Annotated in this window: 15 protein-coding genes; 9 read left to right on the top strand and 6 right to left on the bottom strand. The window is 33.2% G+C overall.

Annotated features, from left to right (window positions below; all coding sequences use genetic code 11):
• The coding region (locus WC622_RS03065; protein ID WP_372817172.1) for an FKBP-type peptidyl-prolyl cis-trans isomerase at positions 1-847 on the bottom strand (847 nt) is incomplete at its 3' end.
• Between the two features lie 53 nt (positions 848-900).
• Positions 901-1,911 carry a bifunctional oligoribonuclease/PAP phosphatase NrnA gene (locus WC622_RS03060; protein ID WP_372817170.1) on the bottom strand — a complete coding sequence of 337 codons (1,011 nt, stop codon included), beginning with the start codon at positions 1,909-1,911 and terminating at the stop codon, positions 901-903.
• 114 nt (positions 1,912-2,025) lie between these two features.
• Here WC622_RS03060 and WC622_RS03055 point away from each other — a divergent pair, with 114 nt between their 5' ends.
• From WC622_RS03055 to WC622_RS03045, 3 genes are all read left to right on the top strand, one after another.
• A complete protein-coding gene (locus WC622_RS03055; protein ID WP_372817168.1) occupies positions 2,026-2,445 on the top strand; it encodes a nucleoside-diphosphate kinase in 420 nt (139 codons plus the stop codon).
• A 125-nt stretch (positions 2,446-2,570) separates the two neighbouring features.
• Positions 2,571-3,380, top strand: coding sequence for an FKBP-type peptidyl-prolyl cis-trans isomerase (locus WC622_RS03050; protein ID WP_372817166.1), 810 nt, complete (start codon positions 2,571-2,573; stop codon positions 3,378-3,380).
• Between the two features lie 57 nt (positions 3,381-3,437).
• Positions 3,438-3,611 carry a hypothetical protein gene (locus WC622_RS03045; RefSeq protein ID WP_372817164.1) on the top strand — a complete coding sequence of 58 codons (174 nt, stop codon included), beginning with the start codon at positions 3,438-3,440 and terminating at the stop codon, positions 3,609-3,611.
• A 33-nt stretch (positions 3,612-3,644) separates the two neighbouring features.
• Here WC622_RS03045 and WC622_RS03040 read toward each other — a convergent pair whose 3' ends face one another.
• Positions 3,645-3,935 carry a DUF721 domain-containing protein gene (locus WC622_RS03040; protein ID WP_372817162.1) on the bottom strand — a complete coding sequence of 97 codons (291 nt, stop codon included), beginning with the start codon at positions 3,933-3,935 and terminating at the stop codon, positions 3,645-3,647.
• Positions 3,928-5,031 (bottom strand): DNA replication/repair protein RecF, encoded by a 1,104-nt coding sequence (recF, locus tag WC622_RS03035; protein WP_372817160.1) that lies wholly within the window; start codon positions 5,029-5,031, stop codon positions 3,928-3,930. Before recF ends, WC622_RS03040 begins: the two co-directional genes overlap by 8 nt.
• A gap of 123 nt (positions 5,032-5,154) precedes the next feature.
• Between recF and WC622_RS03030 the strand changes: the two genes are divergently transcribed.
• The 3 genes from WC622_RS03030 to ytxJ all read left to right on the top strand — a co-directional run bounded on the left by WC622_RS03030 (position 5,155) and on the right by ytxJ (position 6,959).
• Positions 5,155-5,823, top strand: a complete 669-nt coding sequence (locus WC622_RS03030) for a tol-pal system YbgF family protein (RefSeq protein ID WP_372817158.1) — start codon at positions 5,155-5,157, stop codon at positions 5,821-5,823.
• Between the two features lie 119 nt (positions 5,824-5,942).
• Positions 5,943-6,434: a 6,7-dimethyl-8-ribityllumazine synthase gene (gene ribH, locus WC622_RS03025; RefSeq protein ID WP_372817156.1), complete on the top strand. Its 492-nt coding sequence runs from the start codon at positions 5,943-5,945 to the stop codon at positions 6,432-6,434.
• A gap of 192 nt (positions 6,435-6,626) precedes the next feature.
• Positions 6,627-6,959, top strand: coding sequence for a bacillithiol system redox-active protein YtxJ (ytxJ, locus tag WC622_RS03020; protein WP_372817154.1), 333 nt, complete (start codon positions 6,627-6,629; stop codon positions 6,957-6,959).
• A gap of 60 nt (positions 6,960-7,019) precedes the next feature.
• Here ytxJ and WC622_RS03015 read toward each other — a convergent pair whose 3' ends face one another.
• Together WC622_RS03015 and WC622_RS03010 are read right to left on the bottom strand one after the other, a co-directional pair.
• Positions 7,020-8,540 carry a malate:quinone oxidoreductase gene (locus WC622_RS03015; protein ID WP_372817152.1) on the bottom strand — a complete coding sequence of 507 codons (1,521 nt, stop codon included), beginning with the start codon at positions 8,538-8,540 and terminating at the stop codon, positions 7,020-7,022.
• A gap of 60 nt (positions 8,541-8,600) precedes the next feature.
• Positions 8,601-9,014, bottom strand: coding sequence for an OsmC family protein (locus tag WC622_RS03010; protein WP_372817150.1), 414 nt, complete (start codon positions 9,012-9,014; stop codon positions 8,601-8,603).
• 123 nt (positions 9,015-9,137) lie between these two features.
• Here WC622_RS03010 and WC622_RS03005 point away from each other — a divergent pair, with 123 nt between their 5' ends.
• From WC622_RS03005 to WC622_RS02995, 3 genes are all read left to right on the top strand, one after another.
• Positions 9,138-9,578 carry a GNAT family N-acetyltransferase gene (locus tag WC622_RS03005; RefSeq protein ID WP_372817148.1) on the top strand — a complete coding sequence of 147 codons (441 nt, stop codon included), beginning with the start codon at positions 9,138-9,140 and terminating at the stop codon, positions 9,576-9,578.
• 81 nt (positions 9,579-9,659) lie between these two features.
• Positions 9,660-10,541 (top strand): lipoyl synthase, encoded by an 882-nt coding sequence (lipA, locus tag WC622_RS03000; RefSeq protein WP_372817146.1) that lies wholly within the window; start codon positions 9,660-9,662, stop codon positions 10,539-10,541.
• A 64-nt stretch (positions 10,542-10,605) separates the two neighbouring features.
• Positions 10,606-11,157, top strand: a complete 552-nt coding sequence (locus WC622_RS02995) for an RNA polymerase sigma factor (RefSeq protein WP_372817144.1) — start codon at positions 10,606-10,608, stop codon at positions 11,155-11,157.
• Position 11,158: the final 1 nt, after the last annotated feature.

The following is an 11,158-nucleotide window of genomic DNA, read 5'->3' as shown; positions in this document are numbered from 1 at the left end:
TAGATGGAATAACAACCATTATTTTACCGCCTTTACCAACTAAGGTTAAAGCTTCAGTAAAACCTGGTACTGTACCGCCCATCACCATTTTAGTTGGACCAAAAACTTTTCCTGGACGATCTAATTTCCATTCTTTACCTAATTTCTGATCGCTAGTATCAAACACTTTGTATTTACCGTCTTTATCTTTTTTGGTTAATTTACCCGTATAGTTTACTTCAACTGTATCGCCCATTGTTGCTCTATCAGCATTACCTGGTGCAGAGATTATATAGTTTAAGCCACTTGGTGTAGTTTTAGTTTTTAGGCTATTATCTGCGATATAAGTTTTGATTTTTGCAGGTTCAGCGTTTTTAATTTTATCCATAGTAGCTTTATAATCTGCTTGGAAAAATTCGCCAGCTCTTTTTTGGAAAGTAGAGTCTGCCTCGTTAGCATTCTTTTTAAATACTTTTTCAATTTTAACTACGAATGTTTGGTATTTATCGTTTTTAAATTGCTCACCTTTTGGTTGTTTTGTATAGAAAGCCAATGTATCTAAATTGATTTTAAAAGTTGCACTATCGCCTTCTCCAATCAATGTTAATGCATCTTGCTGATCTCCAGCGTACATTTTCTTTTGTGCTTGGAATACTTGAGGAACTCCATTTTCAAATGAGCTATAAAAAACTGAATCCTTATCATTTTTAATAGTGAAATTCATTTTGATAATGTCACCTTCTTTAATTTTTTCTTTTCCTTCTGAATGATGAATAGTATACAACAAACCTCCTGGACCTTTTTTTTCTGTGTTACAAGCAGCTAAGCCTAATGTAGCTGCAAAAAGAATTACTAAACTTTTTTTCATTATATTTTCTATTTTTTAGATTGATTTAGAGTGCTTACTCTTTTGTTTATATTTTATTGTAATAATTGCGTTTTATATTCTGGTAAAATTGCTTTAAATTCAGCTATTGTATCTACTAAATTCTTATCAGAAGCACCGCCCGCGGCATTTCTATGTCCACCACCATTAAAATATTTTTTACAGATTTCGTTTGCAGGAAAATCTCCAGTAGAACGTAAAGATAATTTAACTTTATCAGTTCTTTCAATAATAAATGCAGCTAGTTTTATGCCGTTAATTGAAAGTGCGTAATTTACAATTCCTTCTGTGTCGCCAGTAGCAATGTTATAATTCTTCAACTCCTCTGCAGTAACTGTAATTATAGCAGTATTAAATTCTCTTATAACTTCTAATTTATTCGATAAACAATGACCCAAGAAACGTAAACGGTTTTCTGAGGCATTGTCATATACTAATTGATGAATGCGCCAATGTTCTGCACCTAAATCAATTAATTCTGCTCCAATTCTATACACCGATGAAGTTGCCGAAGGGAAACGGAAAGAACCAGAATCTGTCATAATACCAGTATACAAGCAAGTTGCCACATCTTTATTAATGAATTCACCGTCATTTAGTTCATTTAATATAAAATCGTAAACTAACTGAGCAGCTGCACATGCATTAATGTTCCAATGACGATAATCATCAAAATCTTCTGGCTCTAAATGATGGTCAATCATCAATTTTAGAGCAGATGCATTACGTATATAATCTCCTAGTTCGTTAATTCTACTTAAAGAATTAAAATCTAAACAGAATATTAAAGCGGCTTCATTTACTAATTCCACAGCTTTCTCTGGTGCATCGGTGTATATTATTACATCAGAATTATTAGGCAACCAATGTAAAAAATCAGGATAATCTGTAGGTGTAATTACACTAACGTGATGTCCTTTTTGAATTAAATAGGCATATAATCCTAAAGAAGAGCCCATTGCATCGCCATCAGGTTTATGATGCGTTGTAATGACAATCTTTTGTGGTGTCGCTAATACTGTTTTTAATTTTGAAATTGATATCATAAATTTTCGCCTGCAAAGCTAATAATTTTAGATTTAATTGATAGCTTTTATTCAATAGCTTTAATATTAAAGTAAAGAATTGTATTTTTGCAAAAAAATTGAATTAAATATACAATGAGTACAAATAGAACATTTACCATGATTAAGCCTGATGCAGTTGCAAACGGGCATATTGGCGCAATCATAAATGATATTACGAACGCAGGTTTTAAGATCATTGCTTTAAAATACACAAAATTAACTCCAGAAACTGCTGGTGAATTTTATGCTGTACACAAAGCACGTCCATTTTACAATGATTTAGTGAGCTTTATGTCTTCTGGACCTATTGTTGCGGCTATTTTAGAAAAAGACAATGCAATTGAAGATTTTAGAACTTTAATTGGTGCTACTAATCCAGCTGAAGCTGCAGAAGGAACAATCCGTCAGAAATATGCAAAATCTATTGATGCAAATGCTGTTCACGGATCGGATTCTGATGAGAATGCACAAATAGAAGGTGATTTCTTTTTTACCGCTGCAGAGCGTTTTTAATTAAGTCTCCATAAAAAATTATTTATAAGCACTTTATTTAGTTAGGGTGCTTATTTTTTTATCTATATTTCGACCTTAAAAAATAATCTATGAAACCATCATGGTTTTTCAAACCACACAGTGGGATGAACAAATCTGATAGCATCATCACCATTGAAAAACAAAATTATATACGGATGAAAAAAATAATGCTTGCATCGCTAGTTACATTAGTTGGACTTAGCGCCAATGCTCAAACAGCTGCAAAAAAAACCACACCAGTTAAAAAACCAGTAACAGCTGGCAAAATAGTACCCAACAAAGCTCCTCTGTTTAAAAACACTTTGGATTCTGCTAGTTACGCATTAGGTATAAATGTAGCAAGTAGCTTTAAAAATGGCGGTTTAAATACCATTAATTATGAGTTGTTTAATAAAGGGATAAAAGATGTTTTTGCAAAAGCTAATCCAACATTAACTCAAGAACAATGTCAAACTGTTATCAATAATCTTTTTACCAGTTTTAATAAACAAAAGGAAGAAGCTGATAAACAAAAATATTCGGCTAATGTAAATGCTGGTGCTGCTTTTTTAGCTCAGAACAAAACTAAGCCAGGTATTAAAACTACAGCTAGCGGTTTGCAGTACGAAGTTATTGTACAAGGAACTGGAGTTAAGCCTACGGCAACAGATGTGGTAACTGTAAATTATAAAGGAACATTACTTAATGGATTTGAATTTGACAGTTCTTACAAAAGAGGTGAACCTGCAACATTTGGTTTGAATAGAGTAATTAGTGGCTGGACAGAAGGTGTTCAATTAATGGAGACTGGTTCGAAATATCGTTTCTTTATTCCTTATAATTTGGCTTATGGTGGCAGAGAAACTCCAGATGGTAGTATTCCACCGTTTAGTACTTTAATATTTGAAATAGAATTGATTAAAGTTGGCGAATAATTAAAATCAAACTAATTGTGATTTGGTGTGTTTAATTAAAAAATAAATCAGATGACAATGAAAAAATACGCCCCATTAGCTCTTATTGCCTTATTAGCAACAACTTTGACTAGTTGCGAATTAGTTGAAGGAATTTTTAAAGCAGGATTTTGGTCTGCAATAATTGTTGTAGTAATTGTTTTAGCTTTAATTATTTGGATAATTTCTAAAGTATTTGGCAACAGAAATTAAAAAATCAGTGTAACTATGTTGCACTGATTTTTTCTATAAAAAGACAATTTCAGTAATGACTTCTGAACCTGCTCTTTCATTTAGTTTTTGAATAATGCCAGTTCTAACCATCAGTAATTCGTTTTTAATTACTGAAGATTCTATTCTGACAAAAAGCTTTTTATTGCTCACATAAATTTGTGTAGTACGATTTGCGACTGCGGTACCCATCAATTCTGGCCAATGTACCACAACACCGGTCTCATCGTACTTTCCACGCAATCGATAAACTGAAAGCATTTTAGTGATGGCATCTTTTAATGATATGTCGTTTGGTTTACGCATGTTTTATTACTCCGTTCGCTACTTCAAACAAAGTTACATCAACTTTAATCTCATTAAAAATAGAAACTACTCTTTCTTTTCCTGTATCAGTAATAAATAACTGACCAAAATCGTGATGAGAAACCATTTCCATTAGTTTACGCACTCTAAGATCATCTAATTTATCAAAAATATCATCCAATAAGAGCAAAGGTTTAAAACCTTTAAATTTTTGCAAATAACTGTACTGTGCTAATTTTAAAGCAATTAAAAACGATTTTTGCTGTCCTTGCGAACCAAATTTCTTCAAAGGCATATCACCAATGGTAAATAACAATTCGTCTTTGTGAATACCAGTTGTTGTTCGCTCTAATATTCTATCTTTTTCTATAGATTGAGCCAGTAATTCTTCAAAACTTTGCTCATTTAACTGCGATTGATAATTTAGAGATACTTCTTCGGCATGATCAGAAATATAAGTGTAATGCTTGTTAAATAATGGAATAAAATCAGCTAAAAATTGTTTACGCTTTTCGAAAATCTTATTTCCCGATAGGATTAATTGTTCATCTAAAATCTGCAATAAAGTTACATCCAGCTTTCTGGTAACCGCAACTTGTTTCAATAATGCATTACGATTTAAAAGGTGTTTATTGTACGTAATCAGTTCATCTAAATAATTAGCGTCGGTTTGAGAAATTACATTGTCGATAAATCTACGTCGTTCCTCACTCCCATCCATAATTAAATTCACATCGTAAGGAGAAATCATTACCAACGGGAAAAGCCCAATATGATTTGCCAACTTATCGTATTCCTTTTTGTTTCTTTTAAACTGCTTTTTCTGATTTCGTTTTAAACCGCAGGTAATTTTTTCATTTTTCTCTTTACGCTCAAAATCACCTTGTATTAAAAAAATATCTTCGTTAGTTTTAATTTGCTGACTATCTATCGGATTAAAATAACTCTTACAAAGACACAAATAATGAATCGCATCTAATAAATTGGTTTTACCAGCGCCATTATTGCCTACAAACGCATTTACAGTTTTTGAAAAGCGAAGCTCGGCAGATGAATAATTTTTAAAATTGAGAAGAGTAATATTTTTTAACCACATAAATATGCTGCAATTTACTTTTTTTACCAATGCTAATCGACTAAAGTTTAATTAAATAGTTAAAAAGAACTTGATACTTTGATTGAAAAACGTATTTTTGCAATCCTTAATTTTTTTAAATAAATGTCTACAACAGATAAAACAGTAACTCAACCAGTTAGAAAAGGTGGTTTTTTAGAAGAGAATGGTAAAAGTTTTTTATTTATAGGTGTTGCAATTTTAGCTTTAGGAGCAATTGCCGCTTATTATTTTTACTCATACTTACCAAGTAGAGCAGAAAAAGCTGCTGGTGAAATGTATAAAGCCGAACAATATGTTAGCGTAGATTCATTAGCTAACAAAGCTATTAATGGTGAAGGTGGGTATCCTGGTCTTGAAAAAATTGCTGAAGAGTATGACAATACTAAATCTGCAAACTTAGCTAACCTTTATTTGGGAGGTATTTATTTGCGTAAAGGTGAATACAAAAAAGCTACTGAAGCTTTAGGAAAATACACAGCTACTGGCAGTCCGGTTGCAGATCCATTAGCTTTAGGCCTATTGGGCGATGCGTATAGCGAACTAAAAGATTACAAACAAGCTGCAACTTACTATCAAAAAGCAGCTGATAAAGCGAGTAATAAATTTACATCTCCAATGTTCCTTAAAAAACTAGGTTTAGTTTACGAAACCCTGAAAGATTTAAAAAATGCTGAAGAAGCGTACACTAAAATCAAAACTCAATATCCAGATAGCCAAGAAGCTACTATGATTGATGAGTACATTGCTCGTGTGCAAGCTCAAGTAAAATAATTTTTCCGCATTGCGGATTAAGATAGAAGACTCTGTTAATTCAGGGTCTTTTTTGTTTTATGACAACATTACAACTTTACTACCTTTTAACATTTAAACAATAAATTTACCTTTGTAACATGGCAACACATCTTAAAAACCTTTCAGATTTTTCTCATACGACCATTCCAAATGGCTCTGACTATAAAATTGCGATTGTAGTAGCAGAATGGAATGCTAAAATTACAGGAGCATTGTATCAAGGTGCTTTTGATACATTGATAAAACATGGCGTGAAAGAAGAAAATATTATTTCTATGCCAGTACCTGGAAGTTTTGAATTAACAGGTGCAGCAGAAATTTTATTAACTAAAAATGTTGGATTAGATGCTGTAATTTGTTTAGGCTGTGTGATACAAGGCGATACTAAACATTTCGATTTTATTTGCGATGCTGTTGCGAATGGCATTACAAATGTTGGCATTAAACATAGTAAGCCAGTGATTTTTGGAGTTTTAACCACCAACGATGAACAACAAGCAATAGATAGAGCTGGTGGCAAACATGGCAATAAAGGGGATGAGGCTGCTATTACAGCATTAAAAATGGCGCACTTTTCTGCAACAATTTAACAAGCTTGCTTGATATTCATAAAAATTTGTAAATTAGAACTTTAATCAAGGAAAATTTAAACATAAATCGATGAAAAAGATTGCTATTCTATTATTATTTTTATTTTGTGCAATAGCAGTATTAGAATCTTGCTCTTCTCGTTTGTGTCCTGCTTATAGTTCTTATCCGGAAGGAAAAAGAAGAAGATAAAAATGCAGTGGATAAATCTTAATAACCAAGAACAAGTCAAATTAATTAAAGAAGCAAGTGAATACAGTGTGATTTTTAAACACAGTACCCGTTGCTCTATTAGTTTAATGGCTAAAAGAAATTTCGAATTAGACTGGAATGCTATTCCCGAAAATACACCTCTCTATTTTTTAGATTTAATTGCACACAGGGATATTTCAGCATTAATTGCCGAAACATTTCAAGTTCATCACGAATCACCGCAAGTACTTTTAATAAAAGATGGAGAATGTATCTTAGATTTATCACATAGCGATATTTCTGCAGAAGAAATTTCAGAGTCGATTACAGTTTAAATTGCAAATAGTTTGAGTTGATAGAAAGGACTTACAAGCTATTAACTATGGACTATAAACTTAATCCTCATCAATAGAATCATTTAACTTCAACACAGCTGAAGTACGTAATCTGGTTTTTTTGCAGAGTGGTGTGTTTTCAGCTAATTTTTCCCCGTAAGTTGGAATCATCGTTCTAATTTTCGTTTGCCATTCTGCTGTTTGCAATTTTGTTTTGAAACAACGATCTAGTAAATCAAGCATAATAGAAACAGCCGTTGAAGCCCCAGGCGATGCACCCAATAAAGCAGCAATTGAACCATCAGCAGCACTTACTACTTCAGTACCGAACTCTAAAATTCCACCACCACTTGCTTTCTTTTTAATTACCTGCACTCTTTGCCCAGCATATTCCAATTCCCAATCCTTAAAATCGGCACTTGGCAAATATTCTTTTAAAGCTTCGAACCTATCTTCTGGAGATTGTCGTATTTGCTCAATTAAATATTTTGTTAGATCGATATTTTTCAGTCCAGCTGAAACCATTGGTCTAATATTATCAAACTTGATAGATAACGGTAAATCAAGAAACGATCCGTGTTTTAAAAATTTAGTAGAAAAACCGGCATAAGGACCAAATAATAAAGCTTGCTTACCATTAATGATGCGAGTATCCAAATGCGGAACAGACATTGGCGGTGCACCAACCGCAGCTTTTCCATATACTTTTGCATGGTGTTTAGCAATCACTTCTTCATTTGTACATTTTAACCACTGGCCGCTTACTGGAAAACCACCAAATCCTTTTCCTTCTGGGATATCAGATTTTTCTAATAACGGTAAAGAACCTCCGCCAGCACCAATAAATACAAACTTAGCTGATCGACTTCTCTTTTTACCCGATTCTAGATTCTTAACTTTAACTTTCCAATTACCCTCATCAGTCTTATCCAATTCACGTATTTCGTGATGAAAATGCAACTTCACATTTGCTTGTTTACTCAAATAACTAAACATTTCGCGAGTTAATGAACCAAAATTTACATCTGTTCCTAAATCCATTTTGGTAGCTGCAACTTTTTCCTTTTTCTTTCTACCATCCATAATTAGTGGAACCCATTCTTGTATTACTTTTGGATCCTCACTGTAGTGCATGTCTTCAAACAGATTACATTTTTGTAAATTGGTAAAACGAGTTTTCAAAAAATCGACATTGTCTTTGCCCCAAACAAAACTTAAATGCGGAATATTTCTAATGAATAAATGCGGGTCTGAAAGAATATTTTTCTCGACTAAATAAGCCCAGAATTGTTTAGAAACCTCATAAGATTCAGCAATTTGAACTGCTTTTCTTATATCAACAGAGCCATCTTCTTTTTGTGGTGTGTAGTTTAGTTCGCAAAATGCCGAATGGCCTGTCCCTGCGTTATTCCAAGCATCAGAACTTTCCGCCGCCGCGATATCTAAACGTTCGTAAATTTCTATGCTTAAATTAGGTTCCAATTCTTTTAAAAGCAACCCGAGTGTGGCGCTCATTATACCTGCACCAATTAAAATTACATCTGCGTCGGTTTCAACAACCGTCTTTTTTTTTCTACTCATTTCTCAAACTAAACCCATAAAGGTTTTGAATTTACAAAGCATAATTAATGCCAATAAAAGTCATTTTATGCAATAATTAAAGGTTATATTTTGTTTAATATCTGGATGAAGGCTATACGAAACTGGGCAAGTTTTAGCCGCACGTTCAATAATTGCTTTTTCTTTCTCTGTATAATTATTAGAAGGGAATTGTAAATCCACTACAATTTCTACTACACGGCGTGGATTTTCTGCCATAATTTTAGTGACTTCAGCAGTTGTTCCATCAATATTAAAATCATGCGCTTTAGCACTAATGCCAACAATAGTTAGCATGCAATTACCCAAAGATGTTGCTAGTAAATCCGTTGGTGAAAAAGCTTCGCCTTTGCCCTGATTATCTACAGGAGCATCGGTTATGATTTCATTGCCAGATTTTAAATGGACAGATGAAGTTCTTAAATCGCCAGTATATGTAATCTTTGAAGTAGCCATTTTCGTGATTTTGAGCTGCAAATTTAAAAATTTTGGAGTAGATAGAAAGTATAGAACTAGCAATTTGAGATTGAAATGAATATTTATTTGCTCTATTTTTTATCTTAGCTTAAAAATTTCAAATTGGAAAAAACGATAAGCCAGCTTTTCACTGTTACCATAAAAGATGCTGAAGAAATAACTGTATTATCTTCTCAGCTTGGTTATGAAAATGAAGTGGAAAATCTTTTTGAAAGAGCTCAAGAAATTATGAAAAGCAAAAACGATTGTTTATTCGTGGCTAAATTAGATGGACATATTGTAGGATGGATCCATGGATTTCTAGCAATTAGAATAGAATCGCCACTATTTGTAGAAATTGCAGGTTTAGTTGTCGATAGCCATTGGCAAAAGCAAAAAATAGGTAAAAGCTTAATTGAAGCTGTAAAAGAATGGGGTAAATCTTTAGGAATAACTAAAATTCGAGTTCGGTGTAATATCATTCGAACTGAAAGCCATAGATTTTATGAGAGCATTGGTTTTTCTCAGAACAAACAACAAAAAATTTTTGAAATTGAGACTTAAATCTTTGTAACTACTGCAAAATTACAACCCTTAAACATTTCATTGCTACAACTTTTCGGCAAGATTGTTTAACTTTGTAGTATGATTGAACTTCCTGTAGTTCCTGTTGCAACAGAAAAACCACGTAAACCAGATTGGTTGCGAGTTAAATTGCCTGTTGGTAAGGAATATGCGCAAGTGCGAAGTCTTGTGGATACGCATAAACTACATACTATTTGCGAAAGCGGTAATTGTCCAAATATGGGCGAATGCTGGGGCGCTGGTACAGCTACCTTTATGATTTTAGGTAACATTTGTACACGTTCTTGTTCGTTTTGTGCTGTGGCTACTGGCAGACCTTTAGCCGTTGATACAGATGAACCTACTCGTGTGGCTAATTCAGTAAAACTGATGAAAGTGAAACATTGCGTAATTACTTCGGTAGATCGGGATGATTTAAAAGACGGTGGTTCTATTATTTGGGCTGAAACTTTACAAGCAATCAGACGTGAAAGTCCAGAAACTACGCTAGAAACTTTAATTCCAGATTTTAGAGGTCAATGGGATAATTTATATCGCGTTTTAGAAGAAAGACCAGAAGTAATGTCACACAATGTGGAAACTGTAAGACGTTTAACTAAGCAAGTTCGCATCCAGGCAAAATACGATAGAAGTTTAGAAGCGTTGAAAAGAATATCTGAATTTGGATTGAGAACTAAAACTGGTATTATGCTAGGTTTAGGCGAAACTGAAGAAGATGTTTTAGAAGCTATGGATGATTTGGTAGCAAACGGCGTACATATTTTAACATTAGGTCAATATTTACAACCTACAAAAAGTCATCACCCTGTGGTAGATTGGATACACCCAGATCAGTTTGCTAAATACAAAGAAATAGGTTTGGCGAAAGGTTTAAGATATGTAGAAAGTGGCCCTTTGGTTCGCTCATCTTATCATGCAGAGAAACATTTATTCGATTTCTAGAGCTAGAAGTTGTATGCAAACAAATTCTTGATTTCAATGTTATAGATTCTGTATATTAGCGATCTTGGCAACAGCAAAAAAAATATCCCTTTCTGAAGAAGAGCTGGTTAATGCTTTAAAAAAGCAGGATACTATCGCAATTAAAGCATTGTACGATATGTATTCTGGGGCTTTATTCGGTGTAATTTCTCGTATTATACAACAAACCGAAGTTGCCGAAGACGTTTTACAAGAAACTTTCGTGAAAATATGGAATTCTGCAAATAGTTATGATTCATCAAAAGGGCGATTATTTACGTGGATGATGAATGTTGCCCGTAACTTATCTATTGATAAATTGCGATCAAAAGATTTCAAAAATTCCAATAAAAACCAAGACATAGAAAATAACGTAGATTTCATTGACCAACAAAAAAAGGTTAGTTTTAATGCAGATACTTTAGGTTTGAAAGAAATGGTGACAACGCTTAAACCTGATTTTAAAAACGTGTTAGATATGGTCTATTTTAAAGGCTATACCCATGTTGAAACAGCAGAACAACTAAATTTACCTTTGGGCACTGTAAAAACTCGTGTACGAATGGCTATATTAGAATTGAGGAAAAAATTTAATTGAG

It is taken from the genome of Pedobacter sp. (assembly GCF_041662865.1).
In the GTDB taxonomy this organism is placed as follows: domain Bacteria; phylum Bacteroidota; class Bacteroidia; order Sphingobacteriales; family Sphingobacteriaceae; genus Pedobacter.
Note: the sequence above shows the minus strand (reverse complement) of the source record. Positions and strands in the feature narration are given on the sequence as shown.